Genomic DNA, 23,757 nt, shown 5'->3' on the forward strand with positions numbered 1-23,757 from the left:
CATGTATGTCAGGGCTGAGCGGATGCCTTACCCCAGGTGTTGAAAATCAAGCGTTAAAGGTTCTGCGAGATGAAGCCGAGCATCTGGTCAGCGGTGGAAATGACTTTCGAGTTCATTTCATAGGCGCGCTGCGTGGTGATCATGTTGACCAGTTCCTCAACCACGCTGACGTTGGAGTTCTCCAGGGTGTTCTGCAGCGTGGTGCCGAGGCCGTTGAGGCCAGGGGTGCCGACCTGCGGCGCGCCGCTCGAGGCGGTTTCCAGAAACAGGTTGTTGCCGATCGATTCAAGACCCGCCGGATTGATGAAGTCGGCGGTTTGCAGGTTGCCGATCACCTGCGGCTGCGGGTTGCCGGTGGTGGTTACCGAGACGGTGCCGTCTTCACCAACGGTGAAAGTGCGCACCTCATTGGGCAGCACGATGGCCGGCTCCAGCGCGTAGCCGCTGGAGGTCACGACCTGGCCATCGGAGTTGAGGTGAAAGCTGCCGTCGCGGGTATAGGACACGGTGCCGTCAGGCATCAATACCTGGAAGAAACCACGGCCATTGATCGCCATGTCCATCGGTTGTTCGGTGGTTTGCAGGCTGCCAGCGGTGAAGATCTTCTGGGTGCCGACCACGCGCACACCGGTACCGAGTTGCAGACCGGATGGCAGTTCACTGTCCTGACTGGACTGACCGCCAGGTTGCCGGCGGATCTGGTACAGCAGGTCTTCGAACTCGGCGCGATCGCGCTTGAAGCCAGTGGTCGAAACGTTGGCAAGGTTGTTGGAAATGGTGGTCAGGTTCATGTCCTGGGCGGACAGACCCGTCTTGCTGACCCACAGTGCCGGAAGCATATCGATTCTCCTCGGGTGCCGTTTTAACGGCGCCGCGTGTTGGTAATTAGCTCATCTGCAAAACGCGCGCCATTGCTGAAGAATTGTCTTCGGCGGTGCGCATCATCTTCACTTGCAGTTCAAATTGGCGGGACAACGAGAGAATCGCCGTCATCTCTTCCACGGCGTTGACGTTGCTCGATTCGAGAAAGCCCGAGGTGACCTGCACGGTGGCGTCCGGCAATACCGGCTGCTGGCCCTTGAAGCGGATCATGCCGTCGGCGCCCTTCTCCATCTGCTTGGGATCGGGGTTGACCAGCTTCAGGCGGTCGACTTCGGCTAGCACGTTGGGCGCCTCACCCAGCGCGCGAATACTGATGGTGCCGTCCTGGCCAATTTCGATTTTCTGCTCGGGCGGTACGGCGATAGGGCCGGCGTTGCCCATCACCGGCAAACCATTGCCGGTACGCAACACGCCGAGGGCGTCGACATTCAGGCTGGCAGTACGCACATAGGCTTCGCTGCCATCGGCTGCCTGCACCGCCAGCCAGCCCTTGCCGCCGATTGCAACGTCCAGATCGCGTCCGGTTTCCTGCAGCGAGCCTGGGGTGAAGTCGGTACCAGGGCGCTCGCTCATCGCGTAGACCCGGGTCGGATGACCATCACCGAACGCCGCCATCGAGCGAGCCTGCTCGAAGTCGCGGCGAAATCCGTTGGTGGAAATGTTCGCCAGGTTATTGGCGTGGGTCCGCTGGGCAACGGTGTTGTTGTGTGCTCCGGTCATGGAGACGTACAGCATTTTGTCCATGGTCAATTCTCCGCGATGGGCTTGGCGCCCTGTGCTCTGTAACTCTTACAAAGCAATCGTCGTGCCACTGACTAACGAACAATTTATCTATTTGAATTTAAAGAAATTATTAAACAGAAAAGACTCCTGGGCGGAGTCTTCTCAAGGGGTACTGGCGGGATTTTGCCGCTAGCGGCAGGTCAGTGACCCGCCGCTGCCATTAACGCAGGTTGATGATGGTCTGGGTCACGGCGCTTTCAGTCTCGATCGTCTTGGCGTTGGCCTGGTAGTTACGTTGAGCAACGATCAGGTTCACCAACTGGTCGGACAGTTCGACGTTGGAATCTTCCAGCGCGCCGGATTGCAAGGCGCCCTGGGTACCGCTGCGCGGTGTGCCGATCACCGGCTCGCCCGAGGCAAAGGACTGCACCCAGCCGGTTTTGCCCACCGGCGTCAGGCCTTGAACGTTGGCGAAGCTGGCGAGGATCACCTGCCCCTGCACGTTCGACTGACCGTTGGTGTAGCGGGCGAATACCACGCCGGTGTCGTCGATCTCGACGCCTGCCAACTGGCCGGTGGTGTAACCATCCTGGCTGACCGCGTTGACCGCGAACGAGCTGGAAAACTGGGTCGAATTGCGCAGGTCGATATTGACCCCGGTCGGGCTGGCAGCGGCGCCGTTCGCCGACCACACCGGTGGCGTTGCGCTGTCCGGCGCGGCAGGTACCCAGGTGGTGAGGTCGATGGTGCCGTCAGGGCGAACCGAAAAACCGGCCGGCGTGGACGCAACCAGCGCCGGGATATCGAGCTGACCCGCCGTGTTGAATTCCAGCGCAACACTGGAAGGCGTGGTCAGCGTCGGGTCGTCCGGGTTACGGCCGTCGATCAGCACGTTCATCTGCCATTCGTTCGGGCCGGTTTTCAGGAAGTACTGGGTGAAAACGTGAGCATTGCCCTGGGTGTCATAGATGTTGGTCGAGGTCGACGAGTTGTAGGACGTGGGGTCCGTCGGGTCGAACGGCACCGTGGCTGGAACGGTATTGGTCGAGTTCAGGTTGAAGGTCTGGTCCAGGTTGCTGGTCGGCAGTGGCGCCTGGCTTGCGGTCTCGATGCGCAGGTCGGTGACGATGCCGTTCTGCAGGTTGTTGTTGGCATCGACGCCGTAGCCCTGCAGGCGATAACCGAAGTTGTTGACGATGAAGCCATCGCGGTCAGTGCCGAAATAACCGGCACGGGTGTAGCTGACCTCGCCATTGTTGCTGGTCTGGAAGAAGCCGTTGCCGTTGATCGCCAGGTCCAGGGAGTTCTGCGTGTAGTTGATGTTGCCCTGGTTGAACAGCTGCGAAACGTTGCCGAGCAATACGCCGCTGCCCTGGGGATTGGACCCGGAGCCGTTGACCGAAGCCGCGTACACGTCGGCAAACTCAGCGCGCGACTGCTTGAAACCGGCGGTACCGGCGTTGGCAATGTTGTTGCCGGTCACGTTGAGGTCGCTGGTCGCTGCGCGCAAGCCGCTAAGACCGATATTGAACGCCATGGGAGACTCCTTGCCGGACGACCGGCGAATAAAACCTGTTAATTACTGACCGATAACCTGTACTTGCGACATCGGCACCGTGCCAAGGCCCGCAAGGTTGAGCATCAGCTCGCTGCCGCCCAAGGTGACGCTGTCGACGTTGGCCGGAAGCATGGTGTAGAGCGCCTTGGTTTCTTTGCCGTATGCCGCTTGAGCTTCGAACTTGTAAGTGCCCGGCGGCATGATGTTGCCGCTCGAGTCTTTGCCGTCCCAGATGAAGCTGACGTTGCCGGCAGCTTGCTCGCCCATGTTGATTCGATTCACCACGGAGCCGGCCTTGTCATACACGTTGACGTACACGTTGCTGCTGCTGGACGGCAGCACCAGGCTGGCCTTGAAGCTTTCGCTGGTGTCGACCACCGCTTTGTCCGTTGGGACGATAACCTTGCGGCCTACCAACGATGACGCTTGCAGTGCCTGGGAAGACTGATAGCCGGACAGCAGCGAAGACATGCTGGTGTTGAGCTTCTCGATGCCTTCGACCTGGCTGAACTGTGCCAGTTGGGCGATGAATTCGCCGTTGCCCTGCGGTTCCAACGGATTCTGGTTGTTCAACTGGGCCACCAGCAGATTGAGGAACTCGTTCTTGCCCAGTTCCTTGTTCGATTTGGTCTCGCTCTTGATCTGGTATTGATCAAGTGCCGAACCGGCTACATCGCCAACAGTACTCATGTTCGTGCGCTCCTTTTCTGAGGCTTACTGACCGAGGGTCAATACGCGCTGCAGCATCTGCTTGGCGGTATTCATCATTTCGACGTTGGTCTGGAAGGCCCGGCTGGCGGAAATCATGTCGGCCATCTCTTCAACCACGTTGACGTTGGGGTAGTACACGTAGCCATTGCCGTCCGCGGCCGGGTGGTTAGGCTCGTAGCGCGGCATCAGGGTGCTCTGATCCTCGACGATGCCCAGCACCTGCACGCCTTGGCCGGCCTCGTCCTGCTCGGCGAACAGCGAACCACTGCCGCCGTTCTGTGCCTGCTGGAACATGGTGGCGAACACCGGATGGCGGGCGCGGTAGGTCTGGTCGACGCTCGACGACACGCTTTCGGCGTTGGCGATGTTGCTGGAGATGGTGTTCAGGCGAGTGCTCTGGGCACTCATGCCGGTACCGGCGATATTGAAAACACTGGCGAGTGACATGGCTTCAGGCTCCTTTATTCTCCGCGCAGGGCGCTGACGAGCCCTTTGAATTTGCCGTTAAGCAGGGTAAAGCTGGCTTGAAAATTGACTGCGTTTTCCGCGTAGTTGGATTGCTCGATCTGCAAGTCCACGGTGTTCTGGTCAATCGAAGGGCTGGTCGGGTTGCGGTAGAAAAGACCGGCGTCGCCCATGCTCATCGCCTCTGCGGAGATGTGCAGGTTATCGGTGCGGTTCAGGCTGACTGGGCCGCGCTGTGTTTTGCCGGTTTGCTCGGCAAGCATCGAGGCGAAGTCCAGATCACGCGCCTTGTAATGCGGCGTATCGGCGTTCGCGATGTTGTTGGCCAGCACCTCAGCCCGCTTGGCGCGGAAACCGAGTGCTTCTTCATGGATGCCGAGGGCGCGATCGAAACTGATACTCATGGTCAGGAACCTTTGCTGTTGAGCTTGCCTGTTGTCCGTGCAAGACATTTAGCAAAGGCCGTGCCATTTTATTTTATTGTTAATAATCAAAGACTTGATTAGAAGGCAAAGCCTTTTTTCACGGTAGGCGGCAATCCATTTCCGCCTGCCGGCAATGCAAAGCGGCAATTCGCGGGGAACATTGCATTGGCGCGCCAGCTAAAGACCTCGAAACGAAAACGGGAGGCTCATAGGCCTCCCGCTCGCGATGTTGCTGGAATCAACTTACTGAAAAATGGACGCTGAACGGCTATTTCGCCTTGTAAACGATTCCCGGGCTGCACTGCACCATCTGGTAATGATTTGGCAAGCCATTGAGGGCTTCCGATGCCCCCAGCACCAGATAACCGCCGGGCTTCAACGAAGCGTGGATGCGCGTGAGGATGTCCTTCTTCACCTCTGCGGAGAAGTAGATCAGTACGTTGCGGCAAAACACGATGTCGAATTTGCCAAGCGCGGCGTAGCTGTCCAGCAGGTTCAATGGGCGAAATTCGACGCGGCTTTTTATCGCCGGCTTGACCACCCAGCGCCCCGGCCCCAGCGGGTCGAAGTAACGCTGCAGGCGTTCCTGGGAAAGCCCACGGCCCATCGCCAGGCTGTCGTACTCGCCCGACTTGCAATTGGCCAGCATCGATGGCGACAGGTCGGTGGCGACAATCTGCACGCCGCCCTTGAGCTGTCCGATGTTGGTTTTCTCGAATTCATCGATGCTCATCGACAACGAAAACGGCTCCTGCCCGGACGACGAAGCCGCAGACCAGATACGCAACCGCTGCCCCGGATTGGCCTTGATCATCTCGGGCAGAATCCGGGTCTTGAGCACTTCGAAGGGGTAGGTGTCACGAAACCACAGGGTCTCGTTGGTGGTCATGGCGTCCACGACCTGTTCACGCAGGCCGCTGCGCGGCTGGTTCTGCATGCGCTGCACCAATTCCCCGAGGGTTTTGATGCTGTTCTGCTCCATCAACTTGTTCAGTCGACTGGATACCAGATACTGCTTATTGCTACCCAGCACGATGCCGCAAGCTTTTTCCAGGAATGTCCGGAACTGCTCAAAATCCAAATTACCTGAAGACACTAGCGAGGCCTCGACGCTCATAGTCAAAACCGAGGGACAACGCCCTCAGTCCCCATCTGCCAAATTGATACGTTCCGCCACCCGTGCAGCCAAATCATCGGGGCGGAATTTGGCGAGAAAATCATCTGCCCCCACCTTCTTCACCATAGCCTGGTTGAACACACCCGAAAGCGAAGTATGCAAGATGATGTGCAGCTTTTGCATGCGCGGGTCGGCGCGAATTTCCGCAGTCAGCGTGTAGCCGTCCATTTCCGGCATCTCGATGTCGGAAATCAACATCAGAAACTCTTCGTGAGGCTTCCTGCCTTCAGCCACCATGGCCTTCAAGTAATCCAGCGCCTGGCGGCCATCATTCAGGGCGACGACCTCAACCCCGACAGTCTGTAGACAGCGGGTGACCTGTTTCCGTGCGACCGAAGAATCGTCGCAGGTCAGGACCTTTTTGCTGATGGCTTTCGCTTGCGTCTGCTGGTCCAGCACGCCGACGGAAATCACCTCCGAGGTTGGCGCCACTTCGGCGAGCACTTTCTCCACATCGATGATTTCCACCATCTTGTCATCGAGGTGAGTCACTGCCGTCAGGTAGTGATCGCGCCCGGTGCCCTTGGGTGGCGGATGGATGGCCTCCCAGTTCATGTTGACGATGCGCTCCACCGAATGCACCAGAAAGCCCTGAACCTTGGTGTTGTATTCAGTGATGATGACAAAACTGTTGGTGATGTTTTCCAGCGGCGCGTTGCCCGTGGCCATCGACAGATCAAGAATAGGGATGGTGCCACCGCGAATATTCGCCACACCGCGCACCACCGGGCTGGACTTCGGCATCACGGTAAGTTTGGGGCATTGCAGCACTTCTTTGACTTTGAACACGTTGATGCCATAAAGCTGATTGCCACCCAGGCGAAACAGCAGCAACTCGAGGCGATTCTGCCCCACCAGCTGAGTTCGCTGGTTAACCGAATCCAAAACACCGGCCATGCCAAACTCCTCTTATGAGTCATGCGCGTGTTGGTTAGCGTAGCAGGCGGCACGAGCCTTGCTTTTCACTCAACATGAACGCACAAACGACAATTTATCGACGCGCAGTGACAAAAGACCGTTATTGGCGGGCAGTTCTGGCTGCTTGGGTTTTACTCGGGTGCAGCAACGTCGCCACGGCCGCGATTACTTCACCTGAGCAGCTTATCGGCACCGCCCAGAAGTTTCTTGAGCAGGCCGTTGCCGACTACTTGCAGCGTAGCGGAATAGCCGGCCGCCATGAAATTGAAATCAGCCGTCTGGATTCGCGCCTGCGGATGCCGGCTTGTGACAAAGAATTGACCGCTACGCTGGAAAGCCCCGCCCAACCGATCGGTCGGGTCACGACCCGGGTACGCTGCGACGGCAGCGGCCCTTGGACGGTTTTCGTGCCTGGCCACGTGCGCCTGTACCGTGAAGTGGTGACTTCCACTCGTCCACTGAAACGCGAAAGCGTGGTCACGGCCATGGATGTGACCCTCGCCGAGCGCGACGTGGGCCTGCTCAAACAGGGCTATCTGACCGCAGTGAAACAAGCCATTGGTAAAAAACTGACGCGACCACTCCTCCCGGATCAGATTCTTGCGCCGATACATGTCGAGCAGGCCGAAGTCGTAAAGCGAGGGGATCAGGTAGTCATCAGCGCACACAGCGGCGGCATCAGCGTGCGCATGCCGGGTGAGGCATTATCGGATGGCGGCATAGGCAAGCAAATAAATGTACGCAACCAACGCTCACAACGCGTGATCAAAGCCCGTATAACCGGTCCTGGCCAGGTCGAAGTGCTGATGTAGTGCGTAACCACGGCCGCCGGCAGATATTTGCTGACGATTTTTTGATCGGTGTTTTAGACTGTTGGCTGACGCACAAAAATTTCGCCTAAAGTTTTTTTCGATGCAGCCGACAAGCTAGGCAAGCGTCCATACACTGTCCGAGGTTTAGCATCATGGTTATCGACTTCAATCGGCTCAACAATGCCGCAACGCCCGCTAATTCGGGGCGTGCCGGCGCTGCTCAGTCTGGTGGTCGCAACGAAGCCATCAGTACCAAGCAGCCCACCACTGCACCCGCAGCTGCTGAACAGGCTGAAGCCAGCAAGAGTGGCGAATCCGTTCAGTTCAGCCGTGAAGCGCAGCAATTGCAGAAAATCAGCGACAAGCTGCGTGACCAGCCCAATGTCGATAACGAGCGCGTCGCCCAGCTGAAACAAGCCATTGCCGACGGCAGTTACAGTGTCGACAGCAAGCGCGTTGCCAGCAGATTGCTCGATTTCGAATCCCAGCGTTAGTCACCACGCCGCGCTGGGGATGTTTGACGCCTGTCGGCGGATTGCGCGATGCATTGCCCAATCTGCTGCACACCCCAAGAGCATGCGATGCACGACACTACTCTGCTTGATCTCTTCACCCAGGATATCGGCACCGCCGAGCAGTTGCTTGAGCTGATCGACAGCGAATTTCAAGCGCTCAGCGAGCGTGACCTGCCTCGCCTGCAGCAGATTCTGGAAAACAAACTGCCCCTGCTTACTCAACTTGAGCAGCACGGCAAGCAGCGCGCTCAACTGCTACTCGACCTGCAACTGAGCGCGGACAGCGCCGGCTTGCAGGCATTCGCGGCAACCTCCAGCCTGGGCCCGGACCTTCTCGCCCGCGGCGATCAGCTAAGCGCGCTGTTAGAGCAATGCCAGCAAGCGAACGTGCGCAACGGCCGTTTGATCCGCTCCAGCCAGGCATCGACCAGCAGCATGCTGGGTATCCTGCGCGGCGGCGATACGCCAAATCTCTATGACAGCCGCGGCAGTACCGCTAGAATCGGCCAGCATCGCCCCCTCAGCCAAGCCTGAGAACCTATAACCAGGCACAGGGACATGCCGGCACAATGCCAGTATGCTAGTACCTAAGTTTATGCTCGGAGAGTACTGGACCGTGTCCAATCCCTTTATCGAGGAGGATGGCCCACAACCACCCAAGGTGCTGAAAACGCCGGTGGAAGTCGTCGCCAACCTCCGCCAGTTGCAGCAGAATCACGACCCGCTGATCATTACCTTTCACGAGCGAAGTCAACGCTTCCAGAGCTATCTGATCGACGTAGACCGGGACAGGAATCGCCTGGTCCTCGATGAAATGATCCCCCGAGATGGCGAGCGTTTTCTGCAGAACGGCGAGCCCTTCCACATCGAAGCGTTCCATGAAGGTGTCCGCGTGGCCTGGGAGTGCGTGCACAGCTCCGAGATCACCGAGCACGAGGGCGCGCGCTGCTACATCAGCCCGATGCCCGAGGAAGTGCACTACCACCAGCGGCGCAACGCGTACAGAGCCCCGGTCAAGCAGGGGGAACAGGTGGTCGTCGAGCTGGCGGGGGACAAGCTCAGCAAGGCGCTGAGCGGCCATCTGCTGGACATTTCTGCTACCGGCTGCAAGTTGCGCTTTGCCGGCAACATTGCCGCCAGCCTACAGTCGGGCCAGGTGTATCAGCGACTTACCGTTCGTCTGCCTTTTGGCGCAATGACCACGGCAATCGAACTTCGCCATGTGCAATACGCGGAAAAGGTCGATACCACCTTCGCTGGTGCCCGCTTCTACCGCATGAGCGGCCTGGAACAGCGTCAGGTCGAGCGGTTCGTCTACCAGTTGCAACGCGAAGCCCGCCGAGTCGACAGCGACGGGCTGTTCTGACGTTGAGCGCTCAGCCGACGTGAATGCCGAGACCTGCCAGACGCGGCAGGTCCTCGGGACGGTCCACGTCCCAGAGCACTGGCAGCAAGTGGTAATCCCAGTTCAACTGGTTCAGTCGTTCCCGAGTTAGCGCCAGCACCTGATCGGTGCCCCAGGGGAGATCACTGAACAGCGTCGCATCGACGCGCCGCAGCCCCAGCAGCACATAACCACCGTCCTCGGCCGGGCCTATCACCACCGGGTGGCGCTGCAGCGCTGCCTGAGCGCGAGCCATATAGTCGCCATCGAGTGCTGGGCAGTCGTTGCCGACCAGAATCACCGCATCACTTTCCGCCAGCCCCAGGGTCGCGATACGCCGCATGCGTACCCCCAGATCGCCAGCCGGCTGTTCCACTAGCGTCCAGCCCAACTGATCGGCCAGTAGCTGTAGTACCTCATTGGGGCCGTCGTCTAGCCAGAGGAAACGCTGACTGAAACCACCGTCCGGAAGGTGCAAGGCACGTTCGAGCAGCAGCCGCTGCAAGTCACACGCACCCTCCTCGCCCAACGCCGGGATCAAGCGGGTTTTGACTCGCCCCGGCACAGGCGAGCGGGCGAGCAGGTGCAACGAGATGGTCAGGTTCATAAGGGCGGCTCTTGCTGATATTGGCGCGCCAACCGCTCTGGCTCGACACCACGATAGTAAGCCAGGCGCAGTCGCCACATGAGCCATACAGTACGCCAAACCCCATGACGCTCCCAGCGTCGACTGGAGGTCGTCAAGGGCGGACGCAGGCAACGCGGGCGCGCCTGCTTTTTCAAGCGGCGGCACAGGTCGAGGTCCTCCATGAGTGGGATCTGCGCATACCCACCGAGCGCTTCGAAGGTTTCGCGCGCCAGGAAAATCGCCTGATCGCCACTCGCCACGCCCGTCAGTCGTGATCGCAGGTTGATCATCGATCCGATCACCCGCAACGCCAGGCCGTTCCCAGAGAGCCGCACGTCAAATCGCCCCCAGCACGGGCGCTCCGCCAGCACTCTGAATAAACGCTCGATGGACGATGCGCCAATACGGGTGTCGGCATGCACGAACCACAGGTAATCGCCATTGGCGGCCGCCGCACCGGCATTCATCTGTGCGGCACGCCCCGCTTGCGCGGTCAGCAGCAGGTCGACATAAGGCGCTGCAAGCTCGCAGGTGGCGTCGCTGCTGCCGCCGTCGACAACGATCAGCTGGGCACCTGCCGTGCGCAACGGCGCAAGGTCCTGCAACAGCCGCGGCAATGCATCGGCCTCATTGCGCACCGGAATGATCACGCTCAGAGCGCTTGCCCTCATGGGCGCGGACCCTGCTCGGCATCCGGTTCGTGCACAGTAGTGTGGTCAGGCGCAACCGGATCGAGCATCTGCTCCTGCACCACCTGTTCATCCACCCGCGGATCAAGCGCGGCGATCAATGGCGAGCCAGTCATGTTGTCCGGCATGGGAATGTGATGCAGCGGTGCGTCTTCCACCTGGTGCAAGTGAGTGACGCTTGCCGGCCGCACGCGCCAGACCAGAATGAGCGCGCAGGCACAGACAAAGGCGTAGAGCATGTTGGCGCCAAAGAAGCGCATCAGCAGCCCGCCGAGCAAAGGTCCCAGGCTTGCGCCTACGCCAAAGGTGACCAGCAGGGTGGCGGTCAGCGACACCCGACGCTCGCCTTCGACATGGTCGTTGGCAAACGCAACGGCCAACGGATACAGGCTGAACATCAGCAAACTGACGACAAAGCCGATACCCATCAACAATGGCAACGCGACCTGCGGCATCAGCGCCAGAGGCAACGCCGCCAATGCCAGCAGGCCGGCGCAGATGCGGATCAGCCAGACCCTGTCGCTGCGGTCGGACAACCACCCGAGCGGCCATTGCACCAACAGGCCGGCCAGGATGCAGCAGCCCATGAACAGGCCGACCTGTTCGGTCGGCAAACCCATCCGGGTCGCATACAGCGGCGCCAGGCCGTAGAACGAGCCGATCAGCAACCCCGACACCGCGATGGTGGTCAACGACAGCGGAATGCGCGCGACGAAAAAACGCAGGTCCAACGGCGCCGGGTGCAATGGCGCGGGGTGCAGCCGCCGCGTCAGCGCAACCGGCACCAGGCAGAGCGCGAAGCACAGCGCGACCAGCATCAGCAGCTCCAGACCAAGGGTCGGATGGACCACCAGCACCAGCTGGCCAAGGATCAGCCCCAGGTAGGACGCGCCCATGTAACCGGCAAATACCTGGCCCCGCTGCTGGGTTTCCGCCTGTTCGTTAAGCCAGCTCTCGATCACCATGTACTGACACATCATGCCCAGGCCGACCACCATGCGCAGCACCAGCCAGCTCGGCAGCCAATCGCTGAGCCCATGGCCAAGCACCGCAGCCGTGACCACCCCGGCGCAGGCCACATAGGCGCGAATATGGCCGACCCGGGCGATCAACCGGTGGCCGACCTTGCCGCCCAGCACCAGGCCGATGTAATTGGCCGCCATCAACGCGCCGACCCACAAGCCGTCCACCGTCTGCGCCAGGCGCAAGGCCAGGTAGGTCCCCAACAAACCGGAACCCAAGAGCATCAACAGGGTGGCGAAATACAACGAACTGAACGGCTTTAAAATGCGGCTCATGGGCTGGGAAAAACTCCTTATGAAATGAACGGATGACCAACAGACTTATACATGAGCGGCAAGCACACGCCGCTCCCAGGGGCTGATTTCATCGCAGTAACTGCGCAACTCCAGGGTCTTGCTGGCGATGTAGCCTTCGATGAACTCGCCCCCGAACAGTTCCAGTGCCAACGGGCTGCGCTTCAGCCGCTCGATGGCCGCGTGCATGGTGCACGGCAGCGTCAGCTCGTCCGTCACGACGAACTCGCCTTGCAGCGGCTCGCTCGGCTGCAACTGCCGCTCGATGCCATGCAGGCCTGCGGCTAGGCTGGCCGCCAACGCCAGGTAGGGGTTGGCATCCGCCCCCGGCAGGCGATTTTCCACCCGCCGTGCGGCCGGTGAGCTGGCGGGAATACGCAGGCCTGCGGCGCGATTGTCTTCCGACCAGCAGGCATTGTTCGGCGACGCGAAGGGGTGGCAAAGCCGTTGATAGGAATTCACATGGGGGGCAAACAGCAGCGTCAGGTCAGCCATGGCCGCCTGCTGGCCACCGATGAAGTGGTAGAACGCCGGCGTGGCCTGGCCGTTTTCGTCACTGAAGATATTGCCACCGCTGCCGTGCGCCACCAGGCTCTGGTGAATATGCATGGAACTGCCGGGCGTATGCGGGAGCGGTTTGGCCATGCACACCACGGTCAGGCCGTGTTTGAGCGCCACTTCCTTGAGCAGGTGCTTGAACAGGAACGTCTGGTCTGCGAGCAGCAGTGCATCGCCATGCCAGAGGTTGATCTCGAACTGGCTGACGCCCATCTCGTGCATCACCGTGTCGCGCGGCAACCCCAGCGCCGCCATGCATCGGTAGACCTCGGCGAAGAACGGCCGCAGGCCGTTGTTCGAGCTGACGCTGAACGCCGATGCGCCGTCCTCGCGCCGGCCGTCCAGGCCCACGGGCGGAACGAACGGCTGCTGGGGATCGGGGTTCGGCGCAAAGATGAAGAACTCCAGTTCGGTCGCCACCACCGGCTGCAAACCCTGGTCAGTGTAGCGCGCCAATACCTGCTTGAGCAGACCCCGGGTGGACAGACCGGAGCTGCGCCCGTCCAGCTCGTCGGCATCGCAAATCGCCAGGGCTCTTGGGCTGCTGCTCCAAGGCAGGCGATAAACCTGCGCGGGATCGGCGTTGAGTACCAGATCGCCATCATCGCGGCCGTAGAACTTCGCCGCCGGGTAGCCGCCCATGATGCACTGCAGCAGCACGCCCCTCGCCAATTGCAGGCGGCGCCCTTCGAGAAAGCCTGCGGCGGTCATCACCTTGCCCCGCGGTACGCCATTCAGATCCGGGGTTACGCACTCGACTTCATCAACGTCACTCAACAGCGCTTGCAGCTCGGAGCGACTCGGAATGTTCATGGCGGGCTGTCCTTGGAAGCATGGGCGGGATCGCTGTACAAAATACGCATCGACCGTTCGATATTTCAAGCATGCCAGCAAACTCGTCAGCTCACCGTGGCGCCGATTCCGGCGGCTCGCTCGTGCGCAGGCACGCGACACTAGGGCTTGCCGTTGCGGCTGAACATTATCGACTACGTCGATAATTACCATGCCTAGCCTGCACTTCTGCAGCAGAGGCTCCTACGCGATAGTGGCTCGCGTACCCACATTCGCCCCATTGAGGAGCCGAACATGAAAAAGCAACTATTGACCGCCTTGATTCTTGCCAGCCTGTCCGCAGGCGCGTTCGCACTGCCGCAAGACGACCCGCAGCCCCTGTTGGGCGAAGCCAAAGACAGCCGAATTGAACCGGTGATCCAGACAGGCCTGATGCCGCTCGCCAAAGGTGGTGTAGATCGTGTCGGAACGAACCGCCTGGCTGAGGGGGGTGCAGATCGCCTGCAGGAACGCCTGCGAGTCGCCGAAGATGGCGCGGACCGTACCGGAGCGAATCGTCTGGCGGAAAGCGGTGCGGATCGTCTGCAAGAGCGTCTGCGCATCGCCGAAGGTGGCGCTGAGCGTACCCTTAGTCAACGTGCAGGTTGAGGTGGCTATGCCAGGACTCACGCGACATTTCATCTACGCCAAAGGCGCCACCGGGGCGCCTTTGCTTTTTAGTGCCTGAGGCTATTCCAGCTCGGCGAGCTTCTGCTCCAACGCCGCCACCCGCGCTTCCAACGCCTCCATACGCGCCTCCTGACTGGCGCTCGTCGCCCTTACTGGCTCGCTCGCCCGCGCTTCCAGCGCCGCCTGCAAATCAGCCGGGTCACCCAACATATGCATGTAGCGGTCTTCGCGCTGCCCGGCCTGCCGCGGCACCTGGCACACCAGGCCACGGCTGATCATGCGTTCAAGATTGTGCTGGAGCTGCTCGGTGTCTTCGAAATCATGCATGCGGTTGCTGCGCGTCAGCAGCTCGTTGATTGTCTGCGGGCCGCGCAACAGCAGCAGGCCGAGCACGATCACCTGCGGCATCACCAGCTCCAGGGTCTTGTCGCAGCGGTGCTCCCACCGATCCGCACGGCTGCCCATCAGCAACCGTGCCAACCCGCGGCCCTCGAGGCTGCGCAGGCCCTGACCGACCTGGCCGGCACTGAGGTTCATCAGCGGCTCGCGACTGGTTTTCTGGTTGCAGGCCAGCACCAGGGCGTTGGCTGTCAGCGGATAGAGTTCCGGCGTGGTCGCCTGCTTCTCGATCAGGCATCCGAGAATGCGCGCTTCGATGGCGCTCAGTGAAATATCGGTGTGTTCGACGCTGGTCTCGCGGGTCATTGCAGTGCTCTCTGGTTCATCCATTGCGCTAGCCTAGCCTGACTGGCAAAGGGTTGATACGCGCACGCATGGATCGCCCCTCGCTGCGACCGGCCTGGCGCGGTTGTGCTAGAGTCGCGCGCTATTTTTCAGGCTCGACACGCCCACGGCCTGTTCAATCCCCAAGCTGCCCGACCGCTGGCCTGTTCCGCGTCGACTGGCACCCGCTCAACTCAGTCGAGAGTCGTCATGACCCAAGCCCTAAGCCCCCTCCTGAACCTGCTCAACCGCACCAGCCTGGTCGTGCAGATCCTCGTCGGCCTGATCGCGGGCATCGCCCTGGCCCTGCTGTTTCCGCAAGCGGCGAAGAGCGCCGGGTTTCTCGGCACGCTGTTCGTTTCGGCATTGAAGGCCGTGGCGCCAGTGCTGGTATTCATCCTGGTGACCGCGTCGATCGCCAACCACCAGCGTGACCAGCAAACCCACATCCGCCCGATCCTGCTGCTGTATGTGCTGGGCACCTTCAGTGCCGCACTGCTTGCGGTGCTCGCCAGCTTCCTCTTCCCGTCGAGCCTGACCCTGGTCAGCGACGCCGCTACGCTCACGCCGCCGGGCGGCATCGCCGACGTCCTGCAAGCGCTGTTGCTGAGCGTGGTGGACAACCCGGTGAATGCGCTGCTGCAGGGCAACTTCATCGGCATCCTGGCCTGGGCGATCGGGCTGGGGCTGGCCTTCCGTCACGCCGCGCCAGGCAGCAGGCAACTGCTCGCCGACCTGTCGGATGGCATCACCAGCATCGTCAAACTGGTCATTCGCCTCGCGCCGCTGGGTATTTTCGGCCTGGTTGCGGCGACGCTGGCCGAATCGGGCATGGGCGCACTGCTCGGCTATCTGCACCTGCTGCTGGTGTTGGTCGGCTGCATGCTGTTCGTCGCCCTGGCGATCAATCCGGCCATCGTGTTCTTCAAGATCCGCCGCAACCCCTACCCGCTGGTGTTCACCTGCCTGCGCGAAAGCGGCATTACCGCATTCTTCACTCGCAGTTCGGCCGCCAACATCCCGGTCAATCTGCAGCTGTGCAAGCGCCTGGGTCTGCATGAAGAGACTTATTCGGTATCGATTCCGCTGGGCGCCACCATCAACATGGCCGGCGCGGCGATCACCATCAGTGTGCTGACCCTGGCGGCGGTACATACCCTGAACATCGCCATCGATCTGCCGACCGCCCTGCTCCTGAGCCTGCTCGCGGCGATTTGTGCCTGCGGCGCTTCGGGTGTGGCCGGTGGTTCGTTGCTGCTGATCCCGCTGGCCTGCAGCCTGTTCGGCATCCCCAACGACACCGCCATGCAGGTGGTCGCGGTGGGCTTCATCATCGGCATCGTGCAGGACTCGGCGGAGACTGCACTGAACTCCTCCACCGACGTGCTCTTCACCGCCGCCGCGTGCATCGCCGAAGAACAGCGAGGCGCGGCGAGCTGAGCCTCGACCCAGAAACGAAAAAAGGCTTACGCAATGCGTAAGCCTTTTTTATTTGGCGTCCCCTGCTGGAGTCGAACCAGCATCTAGCCCTTAGGAGGGGCTTGTTCTATCCATTGAACTAAGGAGACATGTTTCGCTAACTCGTCAGCGGGCCGCATCTTAGCGAGCCTGGGCGATTTTGTCATGCCGCTGCCATCTTGCCTTGGCCATACTGCAGATCAAAATGCCTGCGGAGATCGGCCCATGAGCCAAGCACGTTTATCGAGCCCGCCAAATTCGCCGTTCGCCAGCTTCAACCTCCGCGCCGCTAGCGTCACCGATGCACCGGCCCTCGCGGCCTTGTTGCAGCAACTGGCGCCGGACGAGCCACGTATCGACAGCCAGCTGCTGGCGCTGCAGCTTGCGCAACTGCCTGCCAGCCGCGAGGTGCTGGTCGCTGAACGCGACGGCAAGCTACTCGCCACCTGCACGCTGAACTTGATCGAGCACCTGGCGCATAACTTCGCCCGCTCGGCGATTCTCGAAGACGTGGTGGTGGCCGAAGATGCCCGCGGCCTTGGCATCGGCCGCGCATTAATGGCCAAGGCCATCGAGCGCGCCCGTACCTGGGGCTGCTACAAGGTCGCCCTGTCGAGCCACCATAGCCGCGAATCGGCCCATGCCTTTTATGCCAGCCTGGGCTTCAAGCCACACGGCATCAGCCTGGCGATTACCCTGGACTAACGGCGGAAACGCTCCTCGGCTAGGCGATCGGCGATTTCCACCGTGCTGCGGCCTTCCAGCTCGGCGCGCTGGAAGATCAGGTGCAGGGTTTCGCCAATGCCTTCGATATGCGCCTTCAGCTGCGCGGCGCTGCCACCCGTGCGCTCGTAGCAGACGTCGATGATGCCGCCGGCGTTGATCGCATAGTCCGGTGCATACAGGCATTCACGGCGACGCAGTTCCTGGGCCAGTTCTGCGTCGGCCAGCTGGTTATTGGCCGCGCCGGCGATAATCGGTGCGCGCAGTGCTTCGAGCGTCTGCCGGTTGATGATGCCGCCCATGGCGCAGGGCGCGAACACGTCCACATCGAGGCTGAAGATGTCCTGCTGGGCAACCGCCCGCGCACCCAGTTGCTCGACGGCGCGGCGCACGTTCAGCTCGACGATATCGGTCACCCACAATTCAGCGCCTGCATCCTTGAGATGCTTGGCCAGGCTGAAGCCGACCTGTCCAACACCCTGAATGGCGACCTTGAGGCCGTACAGGTCATCGCGGCCGAGGCGCTGCTTGACTGCCGCCTGAATGCCGATAAATACGCCATAGGCGGTGGACGGCGACGGGTCACCGTTGCGCATGCCCCCGTCGAAGGCTTCGCGCTGGCCGGCGCCGGATACATGGCGGGTGCGCTCGGCCATGATCTGCATTTCGGCAACGCCGGTGCCGGAGTCCGCTGCGGTGATATAGCGCCCACCGAGGCTGTTGACGAAACCGCCCATGGCCTGGAACAGCGCCTCGCTCTTGCCGGTGTGCGGATCGCCGATGATCACCGCCTTGCCGCCGCCCAGAGGCAAATTGGCCAGCGCGGATTTGTAGGTCATGCCGCGGGACAGGCGCAGCACGTCGCGCAGCGCTTCGTCGTCGCTGGCGTAGGGCCACATGCGGCAGCCGCCCAGCGCAGGGCCGAGGTTGCTGTTATGGATGGCGATGATCGCCTTGAGGCCCGAGGCCTTGTCGTGGCCGTAAACCACCTGTTCGTGATGATCGAACTCGACGTGAGAAAACACCGACATGGGACTTCCTTAAACGATTGTTGTTATTCGGGATTCGAGTAGGCGCCCCGCCGGCTGACGATTCCTCATCGTCGGCCGGCCAGCGCCTGTGCGTGAATTACCTGGGTTACGCGGCCGGTTCGAACAGCCGCACCGTCTGGATTTCGCTGACCAGCATGCGTGCCTTGAGCTGCTGGCTCTGTTCGCGCGCCTTGGCCACGTTGGCTTCCTTGATGTGGCCATAGCCGCGGATCTGCTCGGGGAGCTCGGCCAGCGCCACCGCCGTGGGGTAGTTGCCGGGGTTGAGTTCCTTGAGCAGGTAATCGACGCTCTGCTCGTAGTCTTCGATGAGCTCGCGCTCCAACTGGCGATCGGCGCTGTGGCCGAACGGGTCGAGCAGCGAACCGCGCAAAAACTTCAAGCGCGCCAGCACGCCGAACGCCTTGAGCATCCAGGGGCCGAACTGGCGTTTGCGCGGCGCACCGGTGTTCGGGTCCCGCTGGGTCAGCCAGGACGGCGCCAGGTGGAACTCCAGGCGGTAGTCGCCCTGGAACTGCGCTTCCAGTTGCTTGATAAAGGTGCCGTCGCTGTACAAGCGCGCCACCTCGTATTCGTCCTTGTAGGCCAGCAGCTTGAAGTAGTAACGCGCCACCGCCTGGCTCAGCGCCTGATCGGGCTGGCGATCCGCAGCACGCACGCGCTGCACCAGCTCCAGATAGCGCTGCGCGTAGGCGGCGTTCTGATAGGCCGTCAGACGGGCCACACGGTCACTGATCAACTCATCCAGGGTCGCGCTGCGCGGCGCTTCGGCAATCGCTGGCTTGGCCAGTTTTTCCACTGCGGCCAGGTCATGGGCGGCGCGACGCCCCCAGAGAAACGCCTGCTGGTTCAGTTGCACGGCAACGCCGTTGAGCGCGATGGCTTTGTCGATGGCTTCGGCCGACACCGGCACCAGCCCCTTCTGATAGGCGAAGCCGAGCATGAACAGGTTGGTCGCGATGCTGTCGCCCAGCACCCGAGTCGCCAGGCGCGTGGCGTCGACGAAGTGGGTCTTGTCGGCACCCACCGCCTCGATCAGCGCCTCGCGCATGGCCGCACCCGGCACCTCGGCATCGGGGTTGCGGGTGAATTCGGCGGTGGCCGCTTCATGACTGTTGATCACCGCGTGGGCGATGGTGTCATTCAGTTTTGCCAGGGCCTCTTCGCTGGCCGACACCACCAGGTCGCAGCCCAGCAGCAGGTCGGTTTCACCGGCGGCGATGCGCACGGCAAAGATATCGTCCTGCTTGGCGGCGACGCGGATATGGGTGATCACCGGGCCGAACTTCTGTGCCAGACCGGCCTGGTCGAGCACGCTGCAGCCCTTACCTTCGATGTGCGCCGCCATCCCCAACAGCGCGCCAACGGTGGTCACGCCACTGCCGCCGACGCCTGGCAAAAGGATATTCCACGGCCGCGCCAGCGATGGCTGTTGCGGTTCCGGCAACGCAATGAACAGCGCATTGGCACCGACCGCCTCGGGCTGACGCAGACCGCCGCCGTGCACGGTAACGAAGCTGGGGCAGAAACCATCGACGCAACTGAAATCCTTGTTGCAGGAGTTTTGGTCAATCTCGCGCTTGCGCCCCAGTTCGGTTTCCAGCGGCAGCACCGACAGGCAGTTGGATTTCACGCTGCAATCGCCGCAACCCTCGCACACGGCCGGGTTGATGAACGCGCGTTTCTGCGGGTCGACCAGCTTGCCGCGCTTGCGCCGACGGCGTTTCTCGGTGGCGCAGGTCTGGTCATAGATGATCACCGAGGTGCCCTTGAATTCGCGCAGTTCGCGCTGCACGGCGTCCAAGTCACGGCGATGATGGAAGGTCACGATGGGCGCAAAGGTGTTGCGGGCCGGGTACTTGTCCGGCTCGTCGGTCACCAGCGCGATGCGCTTCACGCCTTCTGCGAAGACCTGCTGGCTGAGCTGATCAACACGCAGCTCGCCGTCGATCGGCTGGCCGCCGGTCATGGCCACGGCATCGTTGTAGAGAATCTTGTAGGTGATGTTCACCCCGGCCGCGACCGCTGCGCGCAGGGCCAGCTGGCCGGAGTGGAAGTAGGTGCCGTCGCCCAGATTCTGGAAGATGTGCGGGGTGTCGGTAAACGGCGCCTGGCCGATCCAGGTCGCGCCCTCGCCGCCCATCTGGGTGAAGGTATCGGTGTTGCGGTCCATCCACTGGGTCATGTAATGGCAGCCGATGCCGCCCTGGGCGCGGCTGCCTTCCGGCAGTTTGGTCGAGGTGTTGTGCGGGCAACCGGAACAAAAGTGCGGCGTACGCGCGGTGGTGTGCTTGGGCGCCGCCAGGGCTTTTTCCTTGGCGGCAAGAAAGGCCAGGCGCTCTTCGATGGTGGCACTTGTGTAAATCGGCGCAAGGCGCTTGGCGATGGCGCGGGCAATCATCGCCGGGGTCAGCTCGGACAGGTTCGGCAGCAGCGAAGCGCCCTGCTCGTCGAACTCACCGACCACCACCGGACGCTTGCCGACGGGCCAGTTGTACAGCTGACCGGTGAGCTGGTCCTCGATGATGCTGCGCTTCTCCTCGACCACCAGAATCTCGTCCAGACCTTCGGCAAACTCGTGCACCGACACCGGCTCCAGCGGCCAGCTCATGCCGACTTTAAGTACCCGCAGGCCGACCCGCGCGCAGAGTTCTTCGTCCAGGCCGAGGTCTTCCAGAGCCTGGCGTACGTCCAGATAGGACTTGCCGGTGGTGACGATACCCAGGCGCGGATTCGGCGAATCGAGCATCACCTGATTGAGGTTGTTGGCGCGGGCGAAGGCACGGGCAGCGTAAATCTTGTAGATGTTGAGGCGTTTCTCCTGAACCAGGGGTGGGTCCGGCCAGCGGATGTAGACGCCGTCTTCCGGGAGTTCGAAATCCTCGGGAATCTTCACCTGCATGCGCAGCGGGTCGACGTCCACCACGGCCGAAGAGTCGACGTTTTCGGCGATGGTCTTCAGCGCTACCCAGCAACCGCTGTAGCGCGACAGCTCCCAGCCGATGATGCCGTAGTCGAGAATTTCCTGGACGTTGGCCGGGTTGAGCACCGGAATCGAAGCCGCGATAAATGCATGCTCGCTCTGGTTGGCGATGCTCGAGGATTTGCAGCCATGGTCGTCACCGGCCAGCAGCAGCACGCCGCCATGCTCGGAGACACCGGCCGAGTTGCCGTGCTTGAACACGTCACCGCAGCGGTCCACACCGGGGCCCTTGCCGTACCACATGGCGAATACGCCGTCGTAGCGCGCGCCGGGAAACAGGCTGGTCTGCTGACTGCCCCACACCGAGGTGGCAGCCAACTCTTCGTTGACGCCGGGCTGGAAGTGGATGTGATTGTCCTTGAGGTACTGCTTGGCGTCCCACAGGCTCTTGTCGAGGTTACCCAGCGGCGAGCCACGGTAGCCGGAGATAAAGCACGCGGTATTCAGGCCATGGGCCGCGTCGCGTTGCTTCTGCAGCATCGGCAGACGCGTCAACGCCTGGGTGCCGGTGAGGTACAGGTGACCAGTGGCAAGGCGGTACTTGTCATCCAGGCGGATTTCGGCCAGAGACATGTCTGCGCTCCTTTTATTGTTTTGGTGAGCGGGAGAGGCACCGGTTAATGCCTCCCGTGTTCTGTCCTGCCCAGGATCACCAGGCAAAACGACTGACTAGAATATGACCGACCGGTGGCGCTTTTTTCTTTCTATTTTTCAGGCGAAAAGCCAATACTGCACATGAACCAACCCATAACTACAAAAATCCGGAAAAGATCATGCAAGACAAGCTCAGCCCCATTGATCGCAGAATTCTTCGCCTGCTGCAGCACGATGCCGACCTTTCTGCCGCCGAGATCGCTGAGAAGGTCGAGCTGTCGCAGTCGCCCTGCTGGCGACGGATTCATCGGATGCAGGAGGAAGGCCTGATCGAGCGCAAGGTCGCCCTGCTCAACCCGAAACTGCTGGGCTTCAGCATTACCGTATTTGTCGATATCAAGCTCTCGGCCCATGGCCGCAGCAACCTGGAAGAGTTTGAACAGGCGGTGGTCGGTTATCCCGAGGTGCTGGAGTGCTACACCATGGCTGGCGGCTCGGATTACCTGCTGAAGGTGGTGGCCAAGGACATCGCCAGCTACGAGCGCTTTCTGCGCGACCATCTGCTGCAACGCCCCCATGTGCACGAAGCGCATTCGCACATCGCCATGAGCGAGGTAAAACGCACCACCGAATTGCCGTTGGATTAAACCCGCGAAGAGCCTGCTCTATGGCGATCGCTGGCTTGTAGGGTGCGCCTTGCGCACCAAGTTGTCCTTATCCTCGGTGCGCACAGCGCACCCTACCCGGTTGGCATTCGCCCACCACAATGCCAGCGGACCGAGTAGCAGGAGCAGGCCCATCAGGGCGAATGCCGCCCACCAGCCAAGCAGGGTCTTGTCACCCAGCGCATCCAGGGTGATGCCGAACAGCAACGGGCCGAGGAAGGCGCCGGTAAAGCCGGTGCAGGAATACAGCGCCATGGCGGCGCCGCGATGGCTGGCAGGGGCGACGGCGATCAAGCCGGCGGTCATTGCCGCCGAGTCGGCGGTAACGGTGACGCTGTAGAGCAGCACCAACAGCAGCATCAGCCAGAACGGCAACGCCGCACTCAGGCCGATCAGCGCAGCCAGTACGGTTGAACTGAGCATCACCGCCACCAGCCAGCGCTGCCGGCCGAAGCGCAGGGCGAACTCGTTGCCGAGGATGCTCGCTGGCATGCCGATCAGGGTCGCCAGCATCGCCACCCAGGTGCCGGACAGCCAGGGCGACTGCCCCTGAAACTGCCCGGAGAACACTAGGAATGCCACCAGCCAGGCGCGCAGCGCGAACAGTTCAAGGTTGTGCACCGCGTAGGTCAGGCAATAGGCGAGCACCGGGCGGCTTTTCAGCGGCGCCAGTTCGAGCATCCGGCGCGGCGCATGCTGTTCCACCGGTTTACATTCGAGGCCCCAATACACCAGCGCCCAGGCCAGCAGCGCGCATCCGCCGCTGAGCAGGGTCGGCAACTGCCAGCCGGCGAACTTGGCCAGCTCGCCGGCGAGAATGAACGACAGCGCAGTACCCAGCCCAAAACTGGCGGTGTAGAAGGCAATCGCCCGCGACTGCGCCGGCCCCTCGATGCGCTCGGACAATGCCTTGAGGCCCGGCATGTAGGTGCCGGCCAGGCCAACGCCGGCCAGCACCCGCCACGCCAGGGCGGACCAGAAGCCATCGGCGAAGACGAAGCCGGCATTGGCCACCGCGGTCAGCAGCATCGCTGCCAGGTAAATCAGCCGCGCGTCGTATTTGTCGGTCAGCCCGGTAAGGATCGGCACCGCGACCATATAACCGAGAAAGAAACCGCCACCGATCCAGCCCGCCTGGGTATTACTCAGCCCCCACAGCGCCTGAAAGTCCGGCAGCAAGGCGGCGAACAAGGCAAAGCCGGCCATGCCCAGGGTTTCCGCGCTGCACAGCAGCAGCGTCAGCCGGCGGGCATTCATCGGGTTGCTCCGGTGCATGTAGAAGCGGCCGGGCAGCGCTGCGTGTCCTCATAGGGTGGGTTAGCGACGCCGAACACCGCTCG

General features: G+C 61.6%; 24 protein-coding genes and 1 tRNA gene. 8 read left to right on the forward strand and 17 right to left on the reverse strand.

All coding sequences use genetic code 11. The annotated features are described in order from the left end of the window. Positions 1 to 53 precede the first annotated feature (53 nt). The 8 genes from flgG to ACX0MV_RS15210 all read right to left on the reverse strand — a co-directional run bounded on the left by flgG (position 54) and on the right by ACX0MV_RS15210 (position 6,838). Positions 54 to 839, reverse strand: coding sequence for a flagellar basal-body rod protein FlgG (gene flgG, locus ACX0MV_RS15175; RefSeq protein WP_458983356.1), 786 nt, complete (start codon positions 837 to 839; stop codon positions 54 to 56). Between the two features lie 46 nt (positions 840 to 885). Next, positions 886 to 1,626, reverse strand: coding sequence for a flagellar basal body rod protein FlgF (locus ACX0MV_RS15180; protein WP_458983357.1), 741 nt, complete (start codon positions 1,624 to 1,626; stop codon positions 886 to 888). Between the two features lie 199 nt (positions 1,627 to 1,825). Continuing rightward, positions 1,826 to 3,142 (reverse strand): flagellar hook protein FlgE, encoded by a 1,317-nt coding sequence (gene flgE / locus ACX0MV_RS15185; RefSeq protein WP_458983358.1) that lies wholly within the window; start codon positions 3,140 to 3,142, stop codon positions 1,826 to 1,828. A 42-nt stretch (positions 3,143 to 3,184) separates the two neighbouring features. Further along, a complete protein-coding gene (flgD, locus tag ACX0MV_RS15190; RefSeq protein WP_458983359.1) occupies positions 3,185 to 3,853 on the reverse strand; it encodes a flagellar hook assembly protein FlgD in 669 nt (222 codons plus the stop codon). Positions 3,854 to 3,877: 24 nt separating this feature from the next. After that, positions 3,878 to 4,321, reverse strand: coding sequence for a flagellar basal body rod protein FlgC (flgC, locus tag ACX0MV_RS15195; RefSeq protein ID WP_458983360.1), 444 nt, complete (start codon positions 4,319 to 4,321; stop codon positions 3,878 to 3,880). A 14-nt stretch (positions 4,322 to 4,335) separates the two neighbouring features. Continuing rightward, positions 4,336 to 4,743: a flagellar basal body rod protein FlgB gene (gene flgB, locus ACX0MV_RS15200; protein ID WP_458983361.1), complete on the reverse strand. Its 408-nt coding sequence runs from the start codon at positions 4,741 to 4,743 to the stop codon at positions 4,336 to 4,338. Positions 4,744 to 5,032: 289 nt separating this feature from the next. Next, positions 5,033 to 5,860 (reverse strand): protein-glutamate O-methyltransferase CheR, encoded by an 828-nt coding sequence (cheR, locus tag ACX0MV_RS15205; protein ID WP_458983362.1) that lies wholly within the window; start codon positions 5,858 to 5,860, stop codon positions 5,033 to 5,035. Positions 5,861 to 5,905: 45 nt separating this feature from the next. Beyond that, entirely contained in the window at positions 5,906 to 6,838 is a 933-nt protein-coding gene (locus tag ACX0MV_RS15210; protein ID WP_458983363.1) for a chemotaxis protein CheV, read from the reverse strand. Positions 6,839 to 6,912: 74 nt separating this feature from the next. On the opposite strand from ACX0MV_RS15210, the gene flgA reads away from it, so the two are divergent. From flgA to ACX0MV_RS15230, 4 genes are all read left to right on the forward strand, one after another. Beyond that, on the forward strand, positions 6,913 to 7,671 hold the full coding sequence (gene flgA, locus ACX0MV_RS15215) for a flagellar basal body P-ring formation chaperone FlgA (RefSeq protein WP_458983364.1): 759 nt from the start codon (positions 6,913 to 6,915) through the stop codon (positions 7,669 to 7,671). Between the two features lie 152 nt (positions 7,672 to 7,823). Further along, the gene (gene flgM, locus ACX0MV_RS15220; RefSeq protein ID WP_458983365.1) at positions 7,824 to 8,165 is read left to right on the forward strand and encodes a flagellar biosynthesis anti-sigma factor FlgM; all 342 of its coding nucleotides are present in this window, start codon (positions 7,824 to 7,826) and stop codon (positions 8,163 to 8,165) included. An 87-nt stretch (positions 8,166 to 8,252) separates the two neighbouring features. Then, positions 8,253 to 8,720 carry a flagella synthesis protein FlgN gene (locus tag ACX0MV_RS15225; protein WP_458983366.1) on the forward strand — a complete coding sequence of 156 codons (468 nt, stop codon included), beginning with the start codon at positions 8,253 to 8,255 and terminating at the stop codon, positions 8,718 to 8,720. 61 nt (positions 8,721 to 8,781) lie between these two features. After that, positions 8,782 to 9,552 (forward strand): flagellar brake protein, encoded by a 771-nt coding sequence (locus tag ACX0MV_RS15230; RefSeq protein ID WP_458983565.1) that lies wholly within the window; start codon positions 8,782 to 8,784, stop codon positions 9,550 to 9,552. 10 nt (positions 9,553 to 9,562) lie between these two features. Here ACX0MV_RS15230 and ACX0MV_RS15235 read toward each other — a convergent pair whose 3' ends face one another. From ACX0MV_RS15235 to ACX0MV_RS15250, 4 genes are read right to left on the reverse strand one after another with little or no spacing between them, the layout of a single operon-like run. Then, a complete protein-coding gene (locus ACX0MV_RS15235; protein WP_458983367.1) occupies positions 9,563 to 10,177 on the reverse strand; it encodes a TIGR04282 family arsenosugar biosynthesis glycosyltransferase in 615 nt (204 codons plus the stop codon). Next, on the reverse strand, positions 10,174 to 10,869 hold the full coding sequence (locus ACX0MV_RS15240) for a TIGR04283 family arsenosugar biosynthesis glycosyltransferase (RefSeq protein ID WP_458983368.1): 696 nt from the start codon (positions 10,867 to 10,869) through the stop codon (positions 10,174 to 10,176). Before ACX0MV_RS15240 ends, ACX0MV_RS15235 begins: the two co-directional genes overlap by 4 nt. Next, entirely contained in the window at positions 10,866 to 12,185 is a 1,320-nt protein-coding gene (locus ACX0MV_RS15245) for an MFS transporter (protein WP_458983369.1), read from the reverse strand. The genes ACX0MV_RS15240 and ACX0MV_RS15245 overlap by 4 nt, the downstream gene beginning before the upstream one ends. A 45-nt stretch (positions 12,186 to 12,230) precedes the next feature. Then, the gene (locus tag ACX0MV_RS15250) at positions 12,231 to 13,472 is read right to left on the reverse strand and encodes a glutamine synthetase family protein (protein ID WP_458983566.1); all 1,242 of its coding nucleotides are present in this window, start codon (positions 13,470 to 13,472) and stop codon (positions 12,231 to 12,233) included. A gap of 375 nt (positions 13,473 to 13,847) precedes the next feature. Between ACX0MV_RS15250 and ACX0MV_RS15255 the strand changes: the two genes are divergently transcribed. Next, positions 13,848 to 14,201 (forward strand): phage infection protein, encoded by a 354-nt coding sequence (locus ACX0MV_RS15255; RefSeq protein ID WP_458983370.1) that lies wholly within the window; start codon positions 13,848 to 13,850, stop codon positions 14,199 to 14,201. Between the two features lie 81 nt (positions 14,202 to 14,282). On the opposite strand, the gene ACX0MV_RS15260 is transcribed toward ACX0MV_RS15255, so the two are convergent. Then, positions 14,283 to 14,927: a YceH family protein gene (locus ACX0MV_RS15260; protein WP_458983567.1), complete on the reverse strand. Its 645-nt coding sequence runs from the start codon at positions 14,925 to 14,927 to the stop codon at positions 14,283 to 14,285. 228 nt (positions 14,928 to 15,155) lie between these two features. On the opposite strand from ACX0MV_RS15260, the gene sstT reads away from it, so the two are divergent. Continuing rightward, a complete protein-coding gene (gene sstT, locus ACX0MV_RS15265; protein ID WP_458983371.1) occupies positions 15,156 to 16,385 on the forward strand; it encodes a serine/threonine transporter SstT in 1,230 nt (409 codons plus the stop codon). Positions 16,386 to 16,438: 53 nt separating this feature from the next. Here the strand turns inward: sstT and ACX0MV_RS15270 are convergent. Continuing rightward, positions 16,439 to 16,513, reverse strand: a tRNA-Arg gene (locus tag ACX0MV_RS15270). A gap of 115 nt (positions 16,514 to 16,628) precedes the next feature. On the opposite strand from ACX0MV_RS15270, the gene ACX0MV_RS15275 reads away from it, so the two are divergent. Beyond that, positions 16,629 to 17,108: a GNAT family N-acetyltransferase gene (locus ACX0MV_RS15275; RefSeq protein WP_458983372.1), complete on the forward strand. Its 480-nt coding sequence runs from the start codon at positions 16,629 to 16,631 to the stop codon at positions 17,106 to 17,108. Here the strand turns inward: ACX0MV_RS15275 and ACX0MV_RS15280 are convergent. Together ACX0MV_RS15280 and ACX0MV_RS15285 are read right to left on the reverse strand one after the other, a co-directional pair. After that, positions 17,105 to 18,157, reverse strand: coding sequence for a Glu/Leu/Phe/Val dehydrogenase dimerization domain-containing protein (locus ACX0MV_RS15280; RefSeq protein WP_458983373.1), 1,053 nt, complete (start codon positions 18,155 to 18,157; stop codon positions 17,105 to 17,107). The two genes, ACX0MV_RS15275 and ACX0MV_RS15280, sit on opposite strands and share 4 nt — an antisense overlap. A gap of 106 nt (positions 18,158 to 18,263) precedes the next feature. Continuing rightward, the gene (locus tag ACX0MV_RS15285; RefSeq protein ID WP_458983374.1) at positions 18,264 to 21,731 is read right to left on the reverse strand and encodes an indolepyruvate ferredoxin oxidoreductase family protein; all 3,468 of its coding nucleotides are present in this window, start codon (positions 21,729 to 21,731) and stop codon (positions 18,264 to 18,266) included. Between the two features lie 200 nt (positions 21,732 to 21,931). Here ACX0MV_RS15285 and ACX0MV_RS15290 point away from each other — a divergent pair, with 200 nt between their 5' ends. Continuing rightward, positions 21,932 to 22,399 (forward strand): Lrp/AsnC family transcriptional regulator, encoded by a 468-nt coding sequence (locus tag ACX0MV_RS15290; RefSeq protein WP_458983375.1) that lies wholly within the window; start codon positions 21,932 to 21,934, stop codon positions 22,397 to 22,399. 18 nt (positions 22,400 to 22,417) lie between these two features. Here ACX0MV_RS15290 and ACX0MV_RS15295 read toward each other — a convergent pair whose 3' ends face one another. Further along, positions 22,418 to 23,674 (reverse strand): MFS transporter, encoded by a 1,257-nt coding sequence (locus ACX0MV_RS15295; protein WP_458983376.1) that lies wholly within the window; start codon positions 23,672 to 23,674, stop codon positions 22,418 to 22,420. Between the last annotated feature and the right edge of the window lie 83 nt (positions 23,675 to 23,757).

It is taken from the genome of Pseudomonas cistanchae (genome assembly GCF_054483635.1).